The sequence below is a fragment of the Streptomyces geranii genome, assembly GCF_002954775.1.
GTDB lineage: Bacteria > Actinomycetota > Actinomycetes > Streptomycetales > Streptomycetaceae > Streptomyces > Streptomyces geranii.
Genome location: NZ_PJME01000006.1, coordinates 202,994 through 226,070 on the forward strand (window position 1 = coordinate 202,994; position 23,077 = coordinate 226,070).

The window sequence follows — 23,077 nt, forward strand, 5'->3', positions numbered from 1 at the left end:
CCGACGCGGACGAATCAGACCACCTTCGGGCTCCCGGGGGAGCGGTCGAGGACGTCACCTTCATGGGGGAGGGTGACGTCCTCGACCACGCCATGCCCGACGACCGGTCGGGCAGCACGTCAGTCCGTCCGGAGGCAGCCCGTCAGGAGACAGCCCGTCAGGAAGCGGCCCGCTCCCCCACCGGCTCGGCATCGGGGTGGGCGAGGCCGAGGCGGTCGCGGAGGGTGGTGCCCTCGTACTCGGTGCGGAAGACGCCCCGCTCCTGCAGCAGCGGGACCACCGTGTCCGCGAAGGTGTCCAGTCCCCCGGGCGTGATGTGCGGGACGAGGATGAAGCCGTCGCTGGCGTCGGCCTGGACGTAGTCGTTGATGGTGGCGGCGACCGTGGCCGGGGTGCCCACGAAGTTCTGGCGATTGCCGGTCTCGATCACCAGGTCCCGGATGGACCAGTTGTTGGCCTCGGCACGCTCGCGCCATTCGCGGGCGGTCGCCAGCGGGTCGCGGTACATGCGCACCTGCGCCCGGCCCCGCGAGACCGTGTGCTCGCCGAGATCCGGGTCGATGTCCGGCAGCGGACCCTCCGGGTCGTACGCGGACAGGTCACGGTTCCACACGAACTCCAGGTGCTTGATGGCCGTGGCCCCGCTGACCTGCTGTCGGCGTATCTCCCGGGCCAGTTCCTCCGCCTCCGCGTCCGTCTCACCGAGGACGAAGCTCGCGGCGGGCAGGATCAGCAACTGGTCAGCACGGCGGCCGTACTTGGCGAGGCGGCCCTTGACGTCCGTGTAGAACTCCTGGCCCTCCTTGAGCGTGGCGTACCGGCTGAAGATGGCGTCGGCGGTGGAGGCGGCGAACTCGCGGCCCTCGTCGGAGTCACCCGCCTGGAAGATCACCGGCCGGCCCTGCGGCGAGCGGGGAACGTTGAACTGGCCCTCGATGTCGAAATGCCGGCCCGAGTGGACGAAGGCGCCCGCCTTCGCATCCCGCAGGAAGGTGCCCGTCTGCCGGTCGGCGAGGATCTCGTCCCCGCGCCAGGAGTCGAACAGTTCGCTCGTGGTCTGCAGGAACTCCTTCGCCCGCGAGTACCGCTCGTCCTGCGGCAAAAACCCGCCCCGCCGGAAGTTCTCCCCCGTGAACGCATCCCACGACGTGACCACATTCCACGCCGCCCGCCCGTCGGACAGATGATCCAGACTCGCGAACTGCCGCGCCACCTCGTACGGCTCGTTGAACGTCGAGTTGATCGTCCCCGTCAGACCGAGGTGCTCCGTCACGGCCGCGAGCGCGGTCAGGATCGTGAAGGTGTCGGGGCGGCCGACGACGTCCAAGTCGTAGATCTTCCCGCCCTGTTCCCGCAACCTGAGCCCCTCGGCCAGGAACAGGAAATCGAACTTCGCCCGCTCCGCCGTCCGCGCGAAATGCACGAAGGAGCTGAACTCGATATGACTGCCGGCCTTCGGATCACTCCACACGGTGGTGTTGTTGACACCGGGAAAGTGCGCGGCCAGGTGGACCTGCTTCAGCGGCTTGCTCATGATCTCGGAGAATCCTTCCCGCTCAGACAGCGGCATAGCGGTTGGCGGGACGGGACAGCCCCAGCAGCCCACGCAGAGTGTCGGCCTCGTACGACTGCCGGAACACACCCCGACGCTGCAACTCAGGCACCAACTTCCCAGTGATCGCCGGGAGATCGTGCCCGGCGACAGCGGGACGCAGGCGGAAGCCGGACAGCCCGGCCGACGCCAACTCCTGCAGCAGATCGGCCAGTTCCACCGCCGTACCCGCAAAGATCAGGGCATCACTCCTGTACTCGTACCCGGCCAGCCCATCCAAGCGCTCCCGACGAGCCTCGGCCGCAGCCGTCGTGTCATCGAGGAAGACGACCAAGTCACCGAAGACATGCACGAGTTCACCGGCACGCCCGGCCGCCGCCTGCTCGCTCCGGATCTCCGCGACAATCGCACGCGCCTGGCCGGCGTCGAAAGGCGTCACGTACCCGACATCGGCCGCGCGGCCCACCAGCCGGTACGGAATGGTCTCGTGCGCCAGTGCCGTCACGACCGGCTGGCCCTGCGGCGGGCGCGGGGTGATCGAGGGGCCCTTCACACGGAAGTGCGGGCCCTCGAAGTCGATGTAGTGCAGCTTCTCCCGGTCGATGAAACGCCCCGTCGCCGCATCCCGGATCTCCGCGTCGTCCTCCCAGCTGTCCCACAACCGACGCACCACCTCCACGTAGTCAGCCGCCTCGTCGAAGAGGTCACCGACCGTCTCCCAGGCGTGCGGGTCGTTCACCGGGTCGAGGTGCGGGATCGTACGGCGGCCGAAGTGGGCGGCCTCGTTCCGGCGGGCGCTGATCTGGACTCGTAGACCCGCGCGACCGGAACTCACGTAGTCGAGCGTGGCGATGGCCTTGGACAGGTGGAACGGCTCGGTGTGCGTGGTGACGGCCGTCGGGACGATGCCTATCTGCCGGGTCAGCGGAGCGACACGGGCCGCGATCAGGACCGCGTCCAGTCGGCCCCGGACCTGGTCAGCGCGGCCGTCCAGTTCGATGGGATGCGAGGACTGCAGGCCCAGGCCGTCCTCGATGGTCACGAAGTCGAGCAGGCCGCGCTCGGCCTCCGCGACCAGGTCGGCCCAGTACCGGGCGGTGAACAGCTCCCCCGGCCGGGCGACGGGCTCACGCCAGGCGGCGGGGTGCCAGCCGGCGCCGTCCAGGGCGACGGCCAGGTGCAGTGGAGAAAGTGACGAGGACACGAAGATGACGCCTTCCTGAGCGACCGTACGAAGAAGGGATGGCCTTCAGCACGATGTGGTCAACAAGGCACAAACCCGGTGTGTTCCGATCTTTTGTGACGGCCGGATGAACACCGCCACAGTCGAAGCGAGGGCCCGGCAACCGCGTGGGCGTGACCAGCCCCCACCGGGCCCGCAACCGGCGAACCGACCACCCACCGGGCGGCTACCCGGCGGAACGCGAGGCGTAGGCCGCCCAGTCCAGGATCTGCACGGCGGCGCCCGCGGCCTCCAGGCCCCGGCAGTCGGCGTGGTGGCGGCGGGCGATGGCGTCGAGGTCGAGGTGGGGGCCGAAGGACGGGTGGGCGGCGAGGCGGCGGGCGTATGCCCACAGGGCCGGGTGGTCCGCGATGCGGTGCACGGCAGCCGCGTCCAGGTGCCAGCGGTGCACGGTGTCCAGGCGTACCAGGCTGACCCACAACTCCACGTCCGCCGCGGTCAGTTGCTCGCCCAGGAGGTACTCGTCCGCGGCGAGCCGGGCGTTCAGTGAGCCCAGTGTGCGCAGCAGGGAGGCGAGTGCGTCGGCGCGGTCGTCGTCCTCGGTGTCGGTCGCTCCGGCTCGCTGGGCGGCGGCGTCGATGCTCTGGGCGCAGAGTCGCTCGACCGCCTCGATCTCGCCCTCCAGACCGCACGGGTAGAGGGCGGGCCGGCCGCCGCCGAAGTGCCGGGCCAGGTCGCGCAGGATGTCCGGGGTGTGCGTGCTGACGATCCGGCCCGACCAGTCGTCGCTGAGCACCGGCACCGTCGCGGCGCCGGAGTAGCGGTGCGCGCTCGCCTCGTACAGCGGGCGCAGTGCGGAGTGTTCGCCGCCGGGTGCGTCGGGCACGGCGGGCAGCTCGGTCACGGGGCAGGCGGCGGCGAGGCCGAGCAGGCTGTGGGTGACGGCGATCCGGAGACAGTCGGGGTCGGCCGAGGACAGGTGGAGGCGGTAGCGGCGCGGCACGGCGTAGTGGCCGCTGCGCGCGTCCCGGCCGAGCCGGCCGCGGAAGGCCGGGGCGGGGCGTGCGGAGGTGGCGGCCAGTGGTGTGACGGTCATGAGTCTCCCCAGGATGTGGTGCGCAGACGTACGCGCGGCGGAAGGCGTAGTCGGGCTCGTCGGTCCGGCTGCCAGGGCCTGTCGTCAAGTTCCCGTCGACCGGCCGGGCTCAGCTCAGAAGGCTGATGGCGCTGCGGAGGCGCTGGAGGTCGATGTGGCGGCGGGAGGTCAGCAGCGGGGTCGGCCGGGGTGCGAAGACCACCCGACTGGCGTTCGACTCCACGCTCATCACGTTTCCCTACCTTTTCACTAGGATTCCCATGGGGAGTGTCGATCGGGCCGACGCGCACGTCAAGGGCGTCTCGTACGTCGGACGGTGCCGAGGGGTCCTCGCGGTGGGCTCGTAAAGCTCGTGAAGAGAGAAACGAAGCGCTTATGGCAGCCGAGGACCAAGGAAGCAGGGGACGACATGAGATTCCTGGAGCGCGAGCGCGCGGCCCTCACCAAGTTGCTGCCCGGCCTCGACGAGGGGCTGCGGGCCCTGCCGCTGATGACGCTGGAGAGCCCGGCGAGTCCGGGGATCGGGCTGTTCCGGGAGTGCGGCGGGCCCGGGCTGCTGGCGCCGACGGCCCTCCAGGGGCGGGGCGCCACCGCCCTCGAAGCGGTGCGGGTGCAGCGGGCGCTGGGCAGCCGGTCGCCGTCGCTGGCCGTGGCGACGACCATGCACCACTTCTCGATGGCGACGCTGGTCGGGCTCAGCGAGTCCGGCGGCGGCGAGGGCCTGGAGTGGATGCTCGTGCAGGGGGTCGCGGCCGACAACCGGCTGATGGCGTCCGGCTTCGCGGAGGGCCGCAGCGGCACCGGCATCCTCTCCCCCGCCATGTCCGCGACGGTGACCGCCGAGGGCGTACGCATCACCGGCGTGAAACGGCCGTGCAGCCTCGCCCGGTCGATGGATCTGCTCACCGCCAGCGTGATGGTGCCCTGCGAGGACGGCGACGGCGAGGAACTGGCCGTCGCGCTGGTGCCCGCCGAGACGGAGGGGCTGAGCGTCAGCGACTTCTGGGCGAGCAGCTTCCTCGCGGGCGCCGAGAGCGACCAGGTCACGCTGGACGACGTCCTCGTGCCGCCGGAACTGCTGGTGCGCACCGCGTCCCCGGCCGGGGCCCGGCTCGACGAGGTGCAGACGGCCGGGCTCGTCTGGTTCGAGCTGCTGATGACCGGCAGCTATCTCGGTGCCGCGAGCGCCCTGGTGGAGCGGGTGCTGCGTGACGAGCGGGTGCCCGAGGGCGAGCGGGTGCGGCTGGTGGTGGAGACGGAGGGCGCGATGGCCGCCGTGGAGGGCCTGGCCCGCCGGGTGGACGAGGGAGCCCCCGACGAGTCCGCGCTCGCCGACTCCCTGTACGTCCGCTACAGCGTGCAGGACACCCTGGCCCGTACCGTCCCGCGCGCGGTGGAACTCCTCGGCGGCACCGGCTTCATGACCTCGGACGAGGTCGGCTACCTCGCCGCCTGCGTCAACGGCCTCGCCCTGCACCCGCCGTCGCGCTCCCGGATGACGGGCCCGCTGGCCGCGTATCTGGCCGAGGCACCGCTGACGGTCGCCTGAACCCCTCTCCCGGCCTTCCGTACAGACCTCTTCGTACGAGGCCCAGCGCGCCGCACGACCCGACGCGAACCGCATCGCACCACTCACCGCTCACCGCTCACCCGACCGAGGGGAACTTCGCCATGCCTCCATCACGACCCGGCACCCGGCCCACCGTCCTGCTCACCGGCGGCACCGGAGTCCTCGGCAGAGCCCTGATCGACGAGCTGCGGCCCGACTTCCGCATCGTCTGTCTTCGTCATCGCACCCCGGTGCACGAACCGGGGGTGCGGGAGTTCCGCGCCGACCTGATGGAGCCCCAACTCGGCATGTCCGGGCCGGAGTTCATTCGACTCGCCGCCGAGGTGGACGTCGTGCTGCACTCCGCCGCCGCCACCAACTGGCAGTGGGAGCCCGACCTGATCCGCCGCGCCAATCTCGACGGCACCCGCACGATGCTCGACCTCGCGGCCCTCGCCGGGGCGCCCTTCTTCCACATGAGCACCGCCTTCGTCGCCAACCCGCTCGCCCCGGAGGAACAGGAGCGTTTCCCGGGCGCCGCCGCCTATCTCGCCTCGAAGCAGGACGCCGAACAGGCGGTACGGGAGGCGCCGGTGCCCGGGGTGATCATGCGGCCGTCGGTGGTGATGGGCGACTCGGTGACCGGCCGGATCGCCGGGATGCAGGGGCTGACGCGGGCGCTCGGGGCCATCGTCAAGGGTCAGGTCCCGGTCATGCCGGGCGGCCCGGAATCGCGGATCGACATGGTGCCGCAGGATCTCGTCGCCCGTGCGGTCGGCGACCTGATGCGCGGCGGGGTCACCGGCGGCGAGTACTGGCTGACGGCCGGTTCGGAGGTGCTCCTGCAGACCGAAGTCATCGACACCTGCCTGGAGTTCGCCGAGCGGTACGGACCCCGGCCGCATCCGCCCCGGCTGATTCCGCTGGAGTCGGTGCACCGGCTGCTGCTGCCGCTGATCGAGGGACCGACCTTCCCGGAGTCGCTCCGGCGCCGCTTCCACACGTACGCCGAACTGCTGCTGGTCTTCCAGCGGGCCCTCCCCTTCGAGTCGTCGCTCGGCACCCCGCACTGCGGCCGGGCGGTGTCCAAGGAGGAGCTGCGCGAGGCCCTGGTGCGCAATCTGGTCGCCTGGTCGGCCCGGCCCGGCGGGATGCGCGGACGGCAGCTCGTCCAGCCGGTCACCGCAGCACCGACAGCTCAAGAGACATTCCAGGCAAGGGAGTTGGCGTCTTGACCAGCGTTCCGATCGAGCTGCCGACGACACTCCCGGACACCGACAGCCGCGCCCATGTCACCCACCTCTACCGCGAGCATCTCTCCTCCGGCCGTGCCGTCATGGGCGGCGTGCTCGGCGGGATGCTGGAGACGGCGTCCGACGGGGCGTGGATCTTCACCGACGACGGCCACCGCTACCTGGACTTCGGCGGGTACGGGGTCTTCATCCTGGGCCACCGGCACCCCGCCGTGACGGCCGCCGTGCACTGCCAGATCGATGCCCATCCGCTGGCCTCCCGGGTCTTCCTGGAGCCGGTCGCGGCCCGGGCCGCCGAGGCGCTCACCGCCCGTACGCCGGCCGGTCTCGACCGGGTGCACTTCGTCAACTCCGGTGCGGAGGCGACCGAGGCGGGCCTGAAGCTGGCCCGCACCCATGGGCACACCGCGCTGGTCAGCACGGCGGGCGGCTACCACGGCAAGACCCTGGGCGCCCTCTCCGCCACCGCCAACGCCAAGTACCAGGAGCCGTTCCGCCCGCTGCTCCCGGACAGCCATGTCGTCCCGTACGGCGACCCGGAGGCCCTGGCGGCGGTGCTCGGCGCGCTCGGTGAACGGGCCTGTGTGATCGTCGAGCCGGTGCAGGGCGAGGGAGGCGTACGGATTCCGCCGCCGGGCTATCTGGCGGAGGTGAGCCGGCTGTGCCGGGCGTACGGCGCCTTCCTGATCGTCGACGAGATCCAGACGGGGCTCGGGCGGCTGGGCTCGTGGTGGGGGCTGGACGGGGAGGGGCAGGAGGGCGTCGAGCAGGCCGGGGAGGTCACGCCGGACGTCCTCCTCGTCGGGAAGGGGCTGAGCGGCGGGGTCGTGCCCGTCGCGGCGATGGTCGCGACGGACGCGGCGTACGGGCCGTTCTCCCGTGACCCCTACCTCCACACCTCCACCTTCGCCGCCTCGCCGATCGCCTGTGCGGCGGCGCGGGCCGCCGTCGACGCGCTGGCCCGGGAGGACGTCGTCGCCCGGGCGCGCGGGCTCGGGGAGCAACTGCTCGCGGGCGTACGGGCGGTGTGCGCGCCGTACACCGGCGGGCTGGTCCAGGAGGTGCGCGGGCGTGGGCTGTTGATCGGGCTGGAGTTCGCCGAGGAGCGGGCCGTGGGTGAGCTGATCCTCGAACTCGTCGGCCGGGGCGTCCTGGTGAACCACTCCCTCAACGCCTCGCGGGTGCTGCGCCTGACCCCGCCCGCGATCGTCGGCGACGAAGAGGTGGGGCTCTTCCTCACGACCCTCGCGGAGTCGCTGGACGACGTGGCGCGGCGGGCGGGCTGACCCGCCGGTCAGTGGGACGGGCGGCGGCGGTCGAAGAGGAGGGCGGCGGCGCCGAGGGCCAGCAGGCCGCGCGAGGGCGTCCAGGGCCGCTGCCCGCCCATCCCGGCCGGAGTGTGCGGTTCGTGCAGCTGGAGCGCGAACTGCCGGCCCGCCGCGTCGGAGAGGACACTGCGCAGTTGCTCGGGGGCGGACACCGCGAAGGACAGGAGGTCCATGGTGTTGCGGGCCGCCTGGTCGAGGGAGAAGTACTCGCGCAGCAGGGCCATGACGATGCCCCGGGCCTCCGCCCGGAAGACCTCCGAGAGGGCGATGTCCGGAGCGAGGCAGCGCACCGAACCCTCCAGGTTGGCGAAGGACTTGCCCAGCAGGGAGATCGCGGGCGCCGAGCCGATGCCCCGCTTGGTCGCCTTCTCCAGGACGGTCGTCAGGGACACCCCGAAGTTGATGTCCGCCAGCGAGGCGGTGGCGACCTTGGGCACCAGCGCGGCCATGTCGGCGGCGAACGCGGGCAGGTTGGACCACGGCGTGACACGTCCCATGTCGGCCCAGGCCCAGGCGAGTCCGTGGCCGTCGTTCTGGGCCAACGCCATGAGGAGGGGCAGGAGTTGCAGGCTCGTACGGCGGTCGAGGCGGCCGATCATGCCCCAGTCGATGAGCGTGGCCGGGCCGCCGGGCAGCGCGAAGACGTTCCCGGCGTGCGGGTCGGCGTGGAACATGCGGTCGACGAAGTAGCCCCGGTACATGAAACGCAGCAGGTCCTTGCCGATGTCCGTGCGCTCGCGGTCACTGAACTCGCCCCGGTCCAGGTGCCGTACGGAGGTACCGGGGGCGAGCGACTGGATCAGTACCTTGGGGGTCGCGTGGACGACCCGGGGCACGGCGAGGGTCGGATAGCGGCGGATGTGTTCGCGGGCCTCGTCCATGTTGCGGGCCTCGCCGGTGAAGTCCAGCTCCGGCTCCATGGCGTCGAAGATCGAGCCGAGCATCGCCTCCATGTCGATGACCTCGTTGAAGCGAGGCGCGGTGCGGGCGACGATCCGGGACGCCCTGCGCATCAGGGCCATGTCCGCGCGGACCGCGTCCCGGATGCCGGGCCGCTGCACCTTCACCACGGCCGGGCGCCCGCCGGGCAGGGTGACCCGGTACACCTGGGCGAGGGAGGCCGCGCCGAGCGGTCGTACGGTGTCGATGTCGTCGAAGCGGCGCTTCCAGTCGGGGCCGAGCTGTTCGCGCAGGACGGGTTCGAAGACGGTGAAGGGCTGCACGTCGACCTGGTCGTGCAGGTTCTGCAGCTCGGCGATCATCGACGCCGGGACCATGTCGGGGCGGGTGGAGAGGATCTGCCCGAGCTTCACGTAGAAGGGGCCGAGGCTTTCGAGCGCGTGCCGTACGGCTCTGGCCCGCCGGGTGTCGTCGCCGCCGTCCTCGCCGTCCACGCCGTCCTCGGGGGGCTCCGCGCCGGTTCCGCGCCGGGTGCGGCGGCGGTCCCGGGCCAGTCGGCCCGCCTCCTCGGCGGCGAGACCTCCCAGGACCTTCACGACCAGCCGGAGCCGGTTGCCGAGCAGGGCACTGCCCATGTGTCACGACCTTCTGTGTGTGCTGCGTCTCCCGAGACCGGCGGGGCGGGTCCGGCCCCGCCCCGCCGTCATGCACCCCGCGTCAGCTCTTGCGTGCCGCCGAGGGCCGGCTGCCGGCGCCGGAAACCGCTCCGGCGACTCCCTGGACGCTCTCCAGCACGCCGACCAGGTTCGCGACGAGTTCGGAGAGCTGGGCGATCTGCCGTGGCAGGGCCGCCAGTCCCTCCGCCATCTCCGCCGCCCCGGACGCGGCGGACGCGGCTCCGCCCGCCACCTGTCCGAGCGCGGCCAGCGGATTCGCGCCCCCGCCGCCCAGCGCCGCGAGCGGGTTCACGCCCCCGGCCGCGAGTGCGGCGAGGGGGTTCGGGGCCGCGCCGGCCAGCGCGGCCAGCGGGTTGGGAGCGGCGCCGGTCAGCGCGGCGAGCGGATTGGCGGGGCCGATTCCGGCGGCGGCGTTGGCTGCGTTCGCCAGTGCCGCCACGGGATTGGCGACCCCGCCGAGCGCGGAGAGCGCGCTGACGGTACGCAGCACATCCCCGGGCAATCCGTTCAGCGCCTGGTAGGGATTGGCCGCGGTGAACCAGTCCACGGCACGGGAGTCGTCCCTTCGGTCGAGAATGTCATCGAAGGCCTTCTTCGTACTGTCGGCGATATCGCCGATGAAGTCCTTGATCGTGTCCTGTGTATTGTTCCTGCCCACTGCAACTGCCTTCCCTGTCGACTCAACTCCCGTAATCCGGAAGTCGTTCACGAGAGGCCGGACATGAACCGAGGATGAATTCGGCCGTCCGTCACCTGGGATGTACGGCGACCCCGTCCAGCGTCTGGGCGCACACGAGCCGCAGCCGTGCCCGCCCACGGGTGAACGCGCCCTCGGCCGCCTTCAGTGAGATCTGGTGCATACGGGCGAACTCCATCGTGGAGATGCCGTCGGCGCGGGCCAGCATGACCTGGCGCTCGCGGCCCCGCAGCTGCTGGACCTGGCGCAGCAGCCAGCGTCCGAAGTCCTCGTCGCACACGTCCTCGTCCGGCAGCTCGGGCCTGCTGACGTGCGCGGTACGGCCCACCAGGCGCCGTCTGCGCTCCAGTTCGCGGTAGTGGTCGACACACAGTCGCAGCGCGACCGCGGTCAGGAAGGGACCGATCCGGTCCCGGTCGAGATTGTCGTGGGCCGCCGCCCGCAGCATCGCCTCCTGGACGCAGTCCTCCGCGTCCTGGGCGCTCGGCAGCCGCCGGCGGACCAGCCGCATGAGCCGTTCCCGATGGCCCGCGATCTCTTCCCAGATTACTAACTCGTCCGCGCAGTCTTCCGAATTCATGCAGTACACGGCCCCGAAATTTTCCTGTTCCCCGACTCGACGGGAAAGGACTGTCCGGGTCAACTCACGGACAAACCGAGCCGATTGCGCACCACTCGTCCGAATGGAAAAGGTATGAACCAGCTCCGGCGTGCGATGTGTCGTGCTATAAAAATCCTTGCCGCTGCCGGGTCGGTCAATTCGCGCAGAAACGTCACATCAACCCTGGAGCGAATCAATCATCTCGTGCAGCATACCCATATCGGCCACCGAGGAACTTTATCCGCCAATACCGGCCGACCTGCTTTTGTCCGCGGCGGCCTGTTTGATGGCTTCGCGGATACGGCAGTACGTGCCGCAGCGGCAGACGTTCTCGATCCCGTCGATGTCCGCGTCGGTCGGCTCGGAGGTCCGCTGGAGCAGCGCGACGGCGGCCATGATCTGTCCCGGCTGGCAGAAGCCGCACTGGGCCACGTCCTGGTCGAGCCACGCCTGTTGGACGGGGTGCAGGGTGTCGCCGTCGGCCAGCCCCTCGATGGTGGTGACCGTGCGGTCCGCGCAGTCGGCGACCGGGACGACGCAGGGCTGGATCTCGGCGCCGTCGAGATGGCTCGTGCAGGCCCGGCAGACGCCGACCCCGCAGCCGTACTTGGGTCCGGTCACGTGCAGCAGGTCGCGCAGCACCCACAGCAGCGGCATGTCCGCCGGGGCCTCGACGGTGACCGGCTCGCCGTTGAGGACGAAGGTGTAGCGGGGCATCGGGACCTCTCGGGGGCGGAGTTGGGGAGTGGAGTGACGCCGGGGTCGGCGGTCGACGATCGGTGGGCGGCGGACGGTCAGAAGGTGAGGGGGAAGCGGCGGGGCCTGGTGCCCGTGGCTCGGGCGTACGCGTTGGCGACGGCGCCCGCGGCGGCCGGTACGCCGAGTTCTCCGGCGCCGCCCGGCTCGCCCTTGGACGGCATGATGTGCGCCTCGAAGTGGAGGGGCGCGTGCCGCTGGCGGGCGTAGCGGAAGTCGGCGAAGCTGCCCTCGCGGACGGCGCCCCGGTCGATGTGCAGGCCGGCCCGCAGGATCGTGGAGATGCCGTCGATCGTGGTGCCCATGAGCTGGGCCTCAAGTCCTCGCGGGTTCACGGCGGTTCCCACGTCGGCCGCCATCACCGCCCTGGTCACCCGGGGGTTCTTCGGGTCGGTGGCGTCGATCTCGATCAGGCAGGCCACGCAGGAGCCGTACTCCTCGTGGACCGCCACGCCCTGTCCGTGTCCGGCGGGCAGGGTCCGGCCCCAACTCCCGGCGGACGCCGCCTTGTCGAGCACGGCACGCACGGCCTTGCCGCGAAGTACCGTACGGCGGAAGGCGACCGGGTCCTTGCCGAGGCTGCGGGCGATCTCGTCGACCATGATCTCCTCGACGGTCCGGGTCGTGCCGGAGTCCACCGAGCGCCAGGCGCCCAGCGGTATCGCGGCCAGCTCCACACCGCCCGAATCCCCGCCGAGCCGCCCGAAGTTGTACAACCCGCTGTCGCTGGGCAGCGGGCCCGCCTCCCGGACGCGCCCCGGCCGTGCGGCCAACGAGGTCGCACCGCCGGCCGCCGCGAGACCCTCGTACGACTCGCTCACCGAGGCCGTCGAGTGGACGAAGGACACCACCCGGCCGCCCGCGTGGCTGGCTCTGACGCGGTGGTGGGTCGCGGCACGCATCTGGCCGTGCCGCAGGTCGTCGGCTCGGCTCCACATCAGCTTGACCGGTCGGCGGGCCGCCTTGGAGACGAGGGCCGCTTCGAGGGCGAAGTCGTAGTTCAGGCGTCGGCCGAACGAGCCGCCGCCGCGCATGACATGGACCTTGACCTTCGACGCGGGGAGTCCGACCGCCGAGGCGATGCTGTCGCGGGCGTCCATCGGTGTCTGGGTGGAGAACCACAGTTCGGCCCGGTCGGCGCGGACGTCGGCCACCGTGGTCAGCACCTCCATCGGGGCGTGGCTGACGAAGGCGAACTCGAACTCGCCCGTCACCTGCGTCGATCCGCCGGGCGCGGCTCCGAGCGGCGGGACCGCTGCGCGCAGCCGGGACCTGATGACGGCGTCGGAGAGCGCGGCCAGCGGGCCCGGGGCCCAGGTGATACGCAGGGCGTCGCGGGCCTGGAAGGCGTGGTGGAAGGTGTCGGCGACCACGGCGACCCCGCCCGCGACCCGGACGACCGCGCGGACGCCCGGCATGGCGCGGGCCGCCCGGTCGTCGAGGGTGCGGATCTTCCCGCCGAGCGTCGGCGGCCTGGCCACCACGGTCGGCTTCGCGCCGGGCACCCGCAGGTCACCGGCGTACCGCGCCTTGCCGGTGACGAGGTCCCGGGCGTCGATCCGGGTCGTCGGCCTGCCGATCACCTTGTGCCGGGAGGCCGGTTTGGGCCTGCTGGACACCGCCGGGCGGGTGACGAGTGCGGCGGTCGCGGTGAGCGAGCCGTAGGTGGCCGTGCGGCCGTCCGGTGCGACGACCATGGTGTCGCGGGTACGGAGGGTGCGTGCGGGCAGGCGCCAGCGGCGGGCGGCGGCGGTCACCAGGCGGGCCCGCGCGGTGGCGGCGAGCGCCCGGGCAGGACCGTACAGCGAGCTGACCGAACTCGAACCGCCGGTGTACTGGCTGCCCTTGGTGCGGGCGTCGGCGAGCGGGATGTCGACGTCGGTGAGGCGGGCGTCGAGTTCCTCGGCGATCATCATGGCGACGGCGGTGGTGACGCCCTGGCCGACCTCGACGCGCGGCAGCCGGACGACGACCCGGTTGGCGGCGGTGACCTCCAGGACGAGCATCTCGTCGTCCGTACCGGTCACCACGACACCGGAGCGCGCGCCCGCGTCAGGGGTGGAGCGGTCGGCGCCCTCTGCCGGTGACGTGTCGCAGCCGATGGGTGCGGCCACGGTCAGGGTGGAGGCGGCCAGCGAGTAGACCATGAACCTCCGACGGGACAACTGCCGTTCCATCGCCACCCCTGCCGCTCCGAGTCGAGTCCGGCCGCGTCCGCCGCGCCCTGCTCTGTCTGCTGTGTATGAGGGCCCGGGGGGCCTCGTGGTTGCGTGGCCGTGCCGCCGGGTCCGGCGCCTGGCGGCGCTTTCGCCGTTCTAAGGTCGGGGGACGACATCGAGGGCGAGGCGGGACGTACGTGATCCGGGTAGTGGTGGTGGACGACGAGGCCCTGGTGCGGTCCGGTTTCAAGCTGATCCTGAGCGCGGCCGACGACATCGAGGTCGTCGCGACCACGGCGGGCGCCGGGGCGGTCGACACCGTACGGCGGGAGCGCCCCGACGTGGTCCTGCTGGACATCCGGATGCCGGACGTCGACGGTCTGACCGTGCTGCGGGAGGTACGTGCGCTGCCGGAGCCCCCGGTGGTGGCGATGCTGACGACGTTCGACGCCGACGAGTACATCCTGACCGCCCTGCGCTCCGGCGCCGCCGGTTTCCTGCTGAAGGACACGGAGCCGGATCAACTCGCGCAGCTGGTACGGACGTTGGTGGCGGGCGGGGTCGTGATGTCACCGAAGGCCTCGCGGGCCCTCTGGCAGGGCCACCCCGGTGCCGACCCCCGTGCCGAGGACCCCGAGGTGGCCCGGGTGGGCCGGCTGAGTGAGCGGGAGCGCGAGGTTCTGGTGCTGGTCGCGGAGGGGCTGTCCAACGGGGACATCGGTACCCGGATCCATCTGAGCGCGGGCACGGTGAAGGACCATGTCAGCGCGATTCTCACGAAGTTGAGGGTGAGCAGCCGGGTCCAGGCGGCGCTGCTCGCCCAGCGGGCCGGGCTGCTGGACGGGTCGTCCGGCGAGGGGCACGGGCCGGGGTCCGGGCAGTGAGCGGGGCCGATGCCCGCCCGGCGTGGTGGACGCGGGTCCCGGAGCGGGCCGTCGACGCGGTCGTCGTAGCGGTCGCGGCCGTGGACGCCTTGATCAGCCTGTTCGGCGAACCGCCGGTCTCGGTCGCGGCCTCCGTGCTGGCCTGCGGGGCGCTGGCGTTCCGCAGACGCTTCCCGCTGACGGTCTTCCTGCTGACCCTGCCCGCCAGTCTGATGCTGGACATCGTGTTCGCGCCGTTCGCCGCCCTGTTCACGCTCGCCGAACGCTCCCGGGACCGTCGCCGACTGGCCGCCTGCGCGCTGCTGTTCGCGCTCGCGTCGGCGGCCCCCTGGCCGGTGGACGACCTCACCTCGCACGACCGCGCCTGGACGGTCGTCTCCTTCTTCTACACGCTGGCCACGGCCGCGGCGCCCGTCCTCCTGGGCCAACTGCTGCAGGCCCGCCGGGACTTGTCCCGTCAGCTGGTGGAGATCGAGGAGGCGCGGGAGCACGAGCGGCTGCTGCACTCCCAGGCGGTGCTGGCCCGGGAACGCGCCCAGCTGGCCCGGGAGATGCACGACGTCGTCTCCCACCAGGTCAGCCTGATCGCCGTACAGGCCGGGGCGCTGCAAGTCGCCGCGCGGGACGAGGAGTCCAGGGAGGGCGCCCGGACGATCCGCGCGCTGAGCGTCGACACGCTCGACGAACTCCGGCACATGGTCACCCTGTTGCGGGCCTCGGGCGGCCGGGCCACCGAGCTGACTCCGCAGCCCACACTGGCCGATCTGCACCGGCTGGTCACGACGAGCGGCATCGAAACCGAGCTGACCGGTGAACTGCCCCCGGACATCGGCACTCCGGCCCAGCGCACGGTCTACCGCACGGTGCAGGAGGCCCTCACCAACGTCCGCAAGCACGCGCCGGGCGCCCGCGCGACCGTACGGCTGTGGCGGGCGGACGACGGCACCGCCTTCGGTGTGACGGTGACGAACACGCCCCCGACCCGTCCGTCGCTGCCCCTCCCTGGCTCCCATCAGGGTCTGGTCGGCCTCCGGGAGCGCGCCGAACTCCTGCACGGCACCTTCCGCTCCGGGCCGACCGCCGAGGGCGGCTACGAGGTCCGGCTCGGGCTGCCGGCCGGTTCGGCGTCGTAGCGAACAGCACAGCGCGGGCCGGGAGTTGTCCCGGCCCGCGCTGTGCAGTGCTGTGCTGTTCGGTCGGCTCGGTCAGCCGAGGAGCTTGGTGGCGAGGGTCGCCGCGTTGTACGAGCCCCAGCCGGTGGTGAAGTCCCAGCCGGTGGCGGCGGAGTAGGCGCCGTTGCTGCCGCTGGTGATGTCGTGGAAGCCGGTGCCGCTCGCCGTGTAGAGGGCCGGGTTGGCGAAGCCGAGGTTGGCCTTGCCCGCCGCCTTGGCCTGCTGGTTGTAGAGGGCCGCGAAGGCCGCCCACTCGGGAGCCGCCGCGCTGGTGCCGCCGACCGTGCCCCACGAGCCCTGGGAGTAGATGGAGACGCCGGGGCTGGGGTTGGCGTGCGCCGAGACGTCCGGGACCTGGCGGTAGCCGCCGCCCGCGCTCTTCTGGACGGCCGTCTGCCAGCTCGGGATCTTGAAGACGGAGGACTTGCCGCCACCGCCGCCGGACCAGGCCACCTCCTTGCTGAAGGCGTTGGCCGAGGTCACGGTCAGCTTGGTGCCGCCGACACCGGTGACGTACGGGTCGCTGGCCGGGTAGTCGACGGAGGTGCCGCCGTCGCCCGCGTCGTCGGAGCCGTCGTCGCCGGAGGCCGCGTAGAAGCCGAGGCCCTGGGCGGCACCCGCCTTGAAGACGGCGTCCACGGCGTTGATGTTGGAGGTGGTGCGGGCGCTCTCGGCGGCGCCCCAGCTGATCGACGTGGTCGGGATGCCGCTGTCGACGATCGCCTGGTACGTGTCGACCTCACCGGCGTCGGAGTTGGGGCCCTCGAACACGGTGACGTCGGCCTTGGGGGCGATGGCGTGCAGGACCTCGATGTCCAGCTCGACCTCGACCTGGCCGTCGCCGAGCGCGCCCGAGCCGCCGTCCACCTTGGACACGGTCGGAGTGGGCGAGCCCAGGCTGTAGTTGGTGTCGTACTTGGTGATGTTGGCCTGCTGGAAACCGTCGAACTCCAGCAGCGCGATCTTCTGGCCGCTGCCGGTGTAGGTGCCGGAGACGTTGTAGCCGCCCTTGAGCTGGGCCGGGGTGTAGCCGCCGCCGGGGCCGTTGCGGGGCGCGACACGGGACGTCGACTGGTGGTGCAGCTGGGTGTGATTGTTGAGGCCCGCCACATCGCTGACCAGGGAGGCGATGGCGGACGGCAGGGTCGGTGCACTGTCGTTGGCGTAGAACGCGCGGCCCGACCTGGCGTCCTTCCAGGTCGACAGCTTCGTACCGAATGCCTTCTCCAGCTGGGCGGCGGTGCCGCTGGCGTCGACGAGCAGGTTGCCCGAGTGGACCTTGCCGACGGTGAGGCCCTGGGCGCGCAGGTAGTCCTTGAGCTGCTTGACCTCGGCGTCGGTCCGGCCGAAGCGGGAGGCGAACTGACTCTTCGTCAGATAGTGGCCGTAGGAACTGGACTTGGGGTCGCTGACCTTGGCGACGAAGGTGTCGAGCGCCTTGTCGTTTCTGGGGGCCAGGCTGATCGCCACGGCTATGCGCTTGCCGGCGGCGAGCTTGCCGGTGCGGGTGGCGTGGGTGTTCAGGCCCTTGAGGACGTCTCCGGTGACGGCCGCCCGAGTGGTGTGCGGCTGCGCGATGTTGGCCGCGTAGGCGGTGGGGACGGCGGCGGCGAGCAGGACCGGTGCGGCCACCAGGCCGAGCAGTTTGAGGCGTGACTTCACTGACGTCCTCCGAGGAGTGGGGGGTGGCTGTCCCGAAAGCGGAACGGCTTCACCGTAGGAACGGCGCCCCCTCCCCCATAAGCGGGGGAACCCTTGCTCTGTGTGTTAACTGCGCATGTCGTGCCGCCCCGGAGGCCGTGTCAGCGGCGGGTGCCGAGCGAGCGGGACGCGCGCAGACGGCCTGGCTGACTGACCGTCACTTCCTGTGCCACGGGCCCGACTTGGTCGTCGCTGTCGCCGTATCCCACGGCGGCGCCGGAGGCGAGGACGGCGACCGCCATCGCGTGGGCGAGCGCGGTGCGGGAGCGGACGCCGAGTTTGCGGTAGACCCGGGAGAGGGCGCCCTCGACCGTCTTGACGCTGATGAACAGCCGTGCGGCGACCTCCCTGTTGGTGGCCCCGCCGCCGACCAGTTCGGCGATCCTCGCCTCGGTGGGGGTGAGTTCGGGCCCGCCCGTCTCACCGGCGCGGTCCCCGGCGTCCAGCCGCACCAGTTCGTCCCTGGCCCGCGCGGCGAGGGGCGCGGCGCCGATCCGGGTCGCGGTCTCCGCCGCCTCGCGCAGGACCGTCCGCGCCGAACTCCGGTGCCTGGCCCGGCGTTCGACCGTGCCGAGGGCGATCAGGGCGCGCACCAGCTCGACGGGCAGCGGCAGCCGGCGCAGCCGTTCCACGGCGGTACGCAGCCGGACCGCGCCCTCCTTCGCGCGGCCGAGCGCGGCCTCCCGCAGCCCCTCCGCCCGTTCCAGGGCCGCGAGTACGCTGCCGGGCGCGTCGCGGGAGACCCGGGTGCGGGCGTCGTGGAGGACGGCTCCGGCGGCGTCCGTCTCGCCCAGGACGACGAGGGCCTCGGCGAGGTCGGCGTACCAGTGCAGCAGGGGCGGGTCGGCCGCGCACATCGACTCGCCCAGCTGCTTGACGCGTTGCAGGGTCTCGACGGCGGCAGCTGCGCCGCGCGGGTCGCCGTCGAGGAGCTGGGCCTGGCCGAGGACCGCGAGCGCGCGCAGCAGGAACAGGCGGTCGCCGTCCGCCTCGGAGGCGCGGACCGCCTGTTCGGCGAGGTGCCTGGCGTCCGCCGCCGTGCCGCCCGCGGTGGCGGCGAGGGCCGCCGCGTACAGCGCGGGCGCGGTCTGGACGCCCGTGCCTGCCAGGGTGCGTGCGCAGCGGGCGGCGGTGCGCAGGGCCTCGCGGCAGTGTCCGGCGCGGACTTGGATGCGGGTCAGTGCGACCAGGGTCGCCACGGCCTCCTCGACCCCGGCGAACTCGCCTATTTCCGCGAGGAGTCGGGCGACCCGCTCGCCCGCCTCGGTGACCTTGTCGGAGTCCAGGGCGAGGATGGCCCGCATCCGGATCAGCCCCCAGCTGTCGGGGCCCGCGTCGGCGCCACCGGCGAGGGCGAGCGCCTCCGCCAGGGCCGCGTCGGCGGCGACCGGTTCGCCGGCCAGGGACAGCACGCGGGCGAGGGTGGCGAGGGCACCGATCCTGGTGTCGGTGTCACCGGCCGGTTCCGCCTGCCGGGCCGCGCGCCGGGCATGGCGGGCCGCGTCGGCCAACTCCCCGCACAGCAGCCCTCGTACGGCCGCCCAGTAGTGCAGCCAGGCCTCCGCCTCGGGGTCGCCCGCCGCGTCGTGCAGGCCCTCCTCGATGAGGTCGCGGGTGCCCTCCAGGGCCTGTCCGGCGTTGCGCAGCAGGATCACCCGGGCCCGGGCCCGCTGCCGTGCGGAGCCCGACCCAGCGAGGACGGTCCCGGCCGCCTGTCCGGCCTCCTCGGACAGTCCGCCGTCACAGGCGTATTCGGCGGCGGCTAGCAGCCGGTCGGCGCGGTCGCCGGGGCGGTCGGCGGGAGTGCGCAGGGCGGCGAGTCCGGCCAGTTCGAAGGCTGCGTCGGGGGTGCCGTCGCGGCGTACGACCTCGGCGGCGGACATCAGCGCGCGGGCGGTGGTCTCGTCCTCGTACGGGTGGGCGAGGGCGAGTTGGCGGGCCCGCTCCACGGGTTCGGTGACGGCGCGGGCCAGCAGGGTGTGCGCCTCGCGGCGGCCGGACTCGGGTGCGTCGGCGTAGACGGCGGCCCGCAGCAGCGGATGCCGGAAGCGTACGGTGCCGTCGGCGCCGGCGGTCGCGATGCCGAGCCGTTCGGTTTCTGCGAGGTCCGCGACGGGGTCGGGGAGCCCGGCGGCACGCAGGAGAGTGAGGGTGGGGTGGGCGGCGGCGCTGGTGACCAGGAGGGTGTGCGCGGCCGAGGGCGGCAACGAGCTTGTCCGGTCATTGAGTTGGGCGCGGAGTCTGCGGGGTACGGGCAGCGGGTGGCCGAAGGGCATCGGGTCGCGCGGGGCGGTTCGCGCCAACTCCAGTGCGTAGGAGGGGTTTCCGGCGGCGGTGTCCTGGACGGCCCGCAGGACGCTCGGCGGCAGGTCGGCGCCGAGGGCGGTGGCCACGAGGTGGGCCACCTCGTCGTCGCCGAGCGGCGGTACGGGGAGTTCGAGGGTGTCCGGCGGGCAGCGGCGCAGGTGTTCCGGCTGCTCGCCGTCGGCGGTCCGTTCGGCGGCCAGCACCTTCAAGTCCGGGCCCATGGCGCGGCGTACGGCGAAGGCGAGCACCTCGGCAGTCGGCTCGTCGAGGTGCTGGAGGCCGTCGATCACCAGGAGGACGGGACCGGTGGCGGCGAGCGCGCGCAGCAGTTCGAGGACGGCGACGCGCACCGCGAGTCGGCTCCGGTCGTCGGCCGGTCCGCGCTCGTGCAGCAGGGCGGCCCGCAGCGCCGCCCGGGGTTCGGGGGCGAGGGCTTCCAGGCAGCTCTGCGGCACTCGCGCGAACAGGTCGACGAGGCCACCGAACGGGAGCCGGGCGTCCTCCGCAGCGGGCGAGCTGTGCAGCACGGTTCCGGAGGCGGACGCCATGAGGGCGGCCACCAGTGTCGACTTGCCGATGCCCTCGGGGCCGTACAGGAGCACGCCCTGCCGGGCCGCCAGCGCTGCCCGGGCGGTGTCGAGCAGCTCACGGCGAACGGTCACCGGCGGTGCGCCCGGGGTGGGCGGCGGGTCGCGGAGCGCTCGATCATGTGCTCATGACAGCCCCGGTGGATTCCGCTTGTCAATGTGCTCATCGCAGCGGTGCCGTCGGCCACAGCGGCTCGGTCGCCCGGAGTTCCGCCTCGCGCAGGACGCGCAGGACGTTGCGGCCCGTCAGGGCTTCCAGGTCGGTGCGGGACCAGCCCCGGCCGGCCAGTTCGCGCAGCAGTACCGGGTAGCCGGAGACGTCCGCGAGGCCCACGGGCTGGTGGTCCACGCCGTCGTAGTCGCCGCCCAGGCCGATGTGGGCCACGCCCGCCACCTCGCGGGCGTGGTCGACGTGGTCGGCGACCTGGGCGACCGTCACCTCGGGGCGTGGGTGGGCCTCCGTCCAGCGGCGCAGGCGGTCGTCGAGCGGCTCGGCGTAGACCGCGGTGAGTTCCTCGGCGACCTGCGCCGGGGTCTCGTCCGGTCTGGGGGCGCGCGGCCAGGGCCAGGTCTTCTCCGGCAGGCCGAGGCGTTCGCGTTCGGCCTGAAGGTCCCGGGACCAGTCGGCGACCTCGGCGGAGATGAAGTACGGGACGAAGGTGAGCTGGATGACGCCGCCGTTGGCGGGCAGCAGTTCCAGGACTCCGTCGGTGACGTTGCGCGGGTGGCCGTTGAGGGCGTGTGCGGAGGAGTGGCTGAAGAGCACGGGGGACGTGGAGGTGGCGAGGGCCGCGCGCTGGGTGGACTCGGCGACGTGGGAGAGGTCGGCGAGGACGCCGGTGCGGTTGAGTTCGGCGACGATCGCGCGGCCGGTGTCGTTCAGGCCGCCGACGCCGGGTTCGTCGGTGGCCGAGTCCGCCCAGGAGGTGTTGTCGTTGTGGGTGAGCGTCACATAGCGGACGCCGAGCCTGGCGAACGAGCGCAGTACGCCCGTTGATTCGGCGAGGCTGTGGCCGCCCTCGATGCCGAGCAGGGACGCGATGCGGCCGTCGGCCGTCGCGCGTTCGACGTCGGCGGCCGTGTAGGCGATGCGCAGGGTGTCGGGGTAGCGGGCGACGAGCCGGTAGACGGCGTCGATCTGCTCCAGGGTGGCCACCACCGCCTCGGGTTCGGGCAGTTTCGAGGAGACGTACACCGACCAGAACTGGGCGCCGACGCCACCGGCGCGCAGCCGGGGCAGGTCGGTGTGCAGGTCGGGGCGGCCCTCGGCGAGGCCCTCGACGCTGTAGCCGGAGCGGACCCGCAGCGCCACCGGCAGGTCGTTGTGCCCGTCGAAGACCGGGGTGCTGCTCAGTACCTGGTCGACCACATCGGCCGTGGTGTCGTCGGTCATGGCCTTGCCACTCCTTCGTCGAAGGTGTCGAGGGCGTCGATCGTGTCGCTGGGACGGTCCTTGCGGCGCGCCTGTCCGACCGGGTCGGCGACCGGCAGGCCCGACGGACGGGCCGGACGCGTGCGGTGGTGTGAAGGGTGAACGCGGGAGGGCTGAGCGCGGGAGGAGCCGTCAGCCCTGACAGCGGCAGCCGCAGACCGGCAGCAGATCGACGTGGCGCCGGGAGCACAGCACGGGGGCGGATGCCACGCGGTCCTCCAGGGGTGTCGCCGGCTCGGTGGCCGGAATGAACGCATTGGCAGAATACGAACATCAACTTCTGCCGCCGTCAAGGGCGTTCGACGACGGTGACCTCGCCCTTCCGGCCGCGCACCCAGCGCTCGGCGGGCTCCCAGAGGATGCCTTCCGGAGTGGTCCGTACGTCCTTCGCGGTCGGGAACGTGGCCATGGGCGGCTCTCCTTCGGGTTGCTGCGCTCGGTCGGGGCCGGCCGGATCAGTCCAGCGTCGCGAGGGTGAAGTGCCGTACCCGCAGGGGTGCGACGAGGTACTCCTCCTCGCCCGGCAGAACCACGGGCTCGTCACGCCAGCGCTCCCCGGCGTAGGCGACCAGGTCCCGCTCGTCGCGCCAGCGGCTGACGTACAGCAGTGAGTCGGGCGGCGCGAGCAGTACCTCGTGGTCCACGAGCCCCGGGTGGCGGCCGGGAAAGTCGCGTACCGCGGCGACGATCAGGTCGCGGAACTCCTCGAACCGTTCAGGACGTACGTGTGCCTCGCTCACCCTGACAATCACAGACATCAGGGTGTCACAGGGACGGCCGCGGCGGTGAGCGGCGGCAGGTCCAGGTACTCGGTGGGGTAGACGCCCCGGCTCCGGAGTTCCGGGACGAGCTTGTCGACGATGTCGGTGACCGACGACGGCAGCAGGTGCGGCACGATGTCGAATCCGTCGACGGCACGGGTGGTGACGTAGCGGGTCCGGCCGGCCCAGAACGGGTCGAGCCGCGCGGTGCGTGCCTGACCTGCGGTCTCCATGAGCGGATCGAAACACACGGAACAAGGTGCATCCACCACGCGTCCCGGCACGTGAGACGGACCGCCTTCCCGTGCAGGACGCACCTTTCCGGCATTGACGTACGACAAGACCGCTCCGTACGATCGCGTCCGGCATTGAGTGTCAGCGTCAAGCCCTGGCTTGCTGACCGGCAACCCTCCCGCGCGGTGGGGTGCTCCAGGTGAAAGCCCGGCGGGATCACCGACGACTCCCGCAAGCGCGTGGCCCCT

At 72.2% G+C, this 23,077-nt stretch carries 19 protein-coding genes, 1 pseudogene and 1 riboswitch; of the genes and pseudogenes, 5 read left to right on the forward strand and 15 right to left on the reverse strand.

What is annotated here, in order from left to right:
• Positions 1 to 157 precede the first annotated feature (157 nt).
• The 4 genes from CW359_RS11580 to CW359_RS47305 all read right to left on the reverse strand — a co-directional run bounded on the left by CW359_RS11580 (position 158) and on the right by CW359_RS47305 (position 4,060).
• Positions 158 to 1,534 carry an NtaA/DmoA family FMN-dependent monooxygenase gene (locus CW359_RS11580; protein WP_105969777.1) on the reverse strand — a complete coding sequence of 459 codons (1,377 nt, stop codon included), beginning with the start codon at positions 1,532 to 1,534 and terminating at the stop codon, positions 158 to 160.
• A gap of 22 nt (positions 1,535 to 1,556) precedes the next feature.
• A complete protein-coding gene (locus CW359_RS11585; protein WP_105969778.1) occupies positions 1,557 to 2,756 on the reverse strand; it encodes an LLM class flavin-dependent oxidoreductase in 1,200 nt (399 codons plus the stop codon).
• Between the two features lie 205 nt (positions 2,757 to 2,961).
• Positions 2,962 to 3,831: a glutathione S-transferase C-terminal domain-containing protein gene (locus CW359_RS11590; RefSeq protein WP_105969779.1), complete on the reverse strand. Its 870-nt coding sequence runs from the start codon at positions 3,829 to 3,831 to the stop codon at positions 2,962 to 2,964.
• Positions 3,832 to 3,940: 109 nt separating this feature from the next.
• Entirely contained in the window at positions 3,941 to 4,060 is a 120-nt protein-coding gene (locus CW359_RS47305) for a putative leader peptide (protein ID WP_332874969.1), read from the reverse strand.
• A 180-nt stretch (positions 4,061 to 4,240) separates the two neighbouring features.
• Between CW359_RS47305 and CW359_RS11595 the strand changes: the two genes are divergently transcribed.
• The 3 genes from CW359_RS11595 (at position 4,241) to CW359_RS11605 (ending at position 7,919) form a co-directional block, all read left to right on the forward strand.
• Entirely contained in the window at positions 4,241 to 5,380 is a 1,140-nt protein-coding gene (locus tag CW359_RS11595; protein ID WP_105969780.1) for an acyl-CoA dehydrogenase family protein, read from the forward strand.
• 122 nt (positions 5,381 to 5,502) lie between these two features.
• A complete protein-coding gene (locus CW359_RS11600) occupies positions 5,503 to 6,615 on the forward strand; it encodes an SDR family oxidoreductase (protein WP_105969781.1) in 1,113 nt (370 codons plus the stop codon).
• Entirely contained in the window at positions 6,612 to 7,919 is a 1,308-nt protein-coding gene (locus CW359_RS11605; RefSeq protein ID WP_408647472.1) for an aspartate aminotransferase family protein, read from the forward strand. Before CW359_RS11600 ends, CW359_RS11605 begins: the two co-directional genes overlap by 4 nt.
• 8 nt (positions 7,920 to 7,927) lie before the next feature.
• Here CW359_RS11605 and CW359_RS11610 read toward each other — a convergent pair whose 3' ends face one another.
• The 5 genes from CW359_RS11610 to CW359_RS11630 form a co-directional block, all read right to left on the reverse strand.
• Entirely contained in the window at positions 7,928 to 9,496 is a 1,569-nt protein-coding gene (locus CW359_RS11610; protein ID WP_105969782.1) for an ABC1 kinase family protein, read from the reverse strand.
• 82 nt (positions 9,497 to 9,578) lie between these two features.
• Complete coding sequence (locus CW359_RS11615) at positions 9,579 to 10,196, reverse strand: hypothetical protein (RefSeq protein WP_105969783.1); 618 nt, start codon at positions 10,194 to 10,196, stop codon at positions 9,579 to 9,581.
• A 91-nt stretch (positions 10,197 to 10,287) separates the two neighbouring features.
• On the reverse strand, positions 10,288 to 10,815 hold the full coding sequence (locus CW359_RS11620) for an RNA polymerase sigma factor (protein ID WP_105969784.1): 528 nt from the start codon (positions 10,813 to 10,815) through the stop codon (positions 10,288 to 10,290).
• A gap of 258 nt (positions 10,816 to 11,073) precedes the next feature.
• Positions 11,074 to 11,553, reverse strand: coding sequence for a (2Fe-2S)-binding protein (locus CW359_RS11625; protein ID WP_105969785.1), 480 nt, complete (start codon positions 11,551 to 11,553; stop codon positions 11,074 to 11,076).
• Positions 11,554 to 11,630: 77 nt separating this feature from the next.
• The gene (locus tag CW359_RS11630) at positions 11,631 to 13,739 is read right to left on the reverse strand and encodes a xanthine dehydrogenase family protein molybdopterin-binding subunit (protein ID WP_105969786.1); all 2,109 of its coding nucleotides are present in this window, start codon (positions 13,737 to 13,739) and stop codon (positions 11,631 to 11,633) included.
• A 209-nt stretch (positions 13,740 to 13,948) separates the two neighbouring features.
• Between CW359_RS11630 and CW359_RS11635 the strand changes: the two genes are divergently transcribed.
• Both CW359_RS11635 and CW359_RS11640 read left to right on the forward strand, forming a co-directional pair.
• On the forward strand, positions 13,949 to 14,635 hold the full coding sequence (locus CW359_RS11635) for a response regulator (protein ID WP_232838351.1): 687 nt from the start codon (positions 13,949 to 13,951) through the stop codon (positions 14,633 to 14,635).
• Positions 14,632 to 15,768, forward strand: a complete 1,137-nt coding sequence (locus CW359_RS11640; protein WP_105969788.1) for a sensor histidine kinase — start codon at positions 14,632 to 14,634, stop codon at positions 15,766 to 15,768. Before CW359_RS11635 ends, CW359_RS11640 begins: the two co-directional genes overlap by 4 nt.
• 72 nt (positions 15,769 to 15,840) lie before the next feature.
• Here CW359_RS11640 and CW359_RS11645 read toward each other — a convergent pair whose 3' ends face one another.
• The 6 genes and pseudogenes from CW359_RS11645 to CW359_RS11665 all read right to left on the reverse strand — a co-directional run bounded on the left by CW359_RS11645 (position 15,841) and on the right by CW359_RS11665 (position 22,828).
• Positions 15,841 to 17,469 (reverse strand): S53 family peptidase, encoded by a 1,629-nt coding sequence (locus CW359_RS11645; protein ID WP_105969789.1) that lies wholly within the window; start codon positions 17,467 to 17,469, stop codon positions 15,841 to 15,843.
• Positions 17,470 to 17,609: 140 nt separating this feature from the next.
• Positions 17,610 to 20,477: a helix-turn-helix transcriptional regulator gene (locus CW359_RS11650; protein ID WP_105969790.1), complete on the reverse strand. Its 2,868-nt coding sequence runs from the start codon at positions 20,475 to 20,477 to the stop codon at positions 17,610 to 17,612.
• A gap of 88 nt (positions 20,478 to 20,565) precedes the next feature.
• Positions 20,566 to 21,795, reverse strand: coding sequence for a dipeptidase (locus CW359_RS11655; RefSeq protein ID WP_105969791.1), 1,230 nt, complete (start codon positions 21,793 to 21,795; stop codon positions 20,566 to 20,568).
• 337 nt (positions 21,796 to 22,132) lie between these two features.
• A pseudogene (locus CW359_RS47795) lies at positions 22,133 to 22,243 on the reverse strand (DUF427 domain-containing protein); the annotation flags it as partial.
• A 46-nt stretch (positions 22,244 to 22,289) separates the two neighbouring features.
• Positions 22,290 to 22,574, reverse strand: coding sequence for an antibiotic biosynthesis monooxygenase (locus CW359_RS11660; protein ID WP_232838352.1), 285 nt, complete (start codon positions 22,572 to 22,574; stop codon positions 22,290 to 22,292).
• Between the two features lie 17 nt (positions 22,575 to 22,591).
• Entirely contained in the window at positions 22,592 to 22,828 is a 237-nt protein-coding gene (locus CW359_RS11665; RefSeq protein ID WP_198655183.1) for a hypothetical protein, read from the reverse strand.
• Positions 22,829 to 22,959: 131 nt separating this feature from the next.
• Positions 22,960 to 23,073, forward strand: a riboswitch (SAM riboswitch).
• Positions 23,074 to 23,077 lie beyond the last annotated feature (4 nt).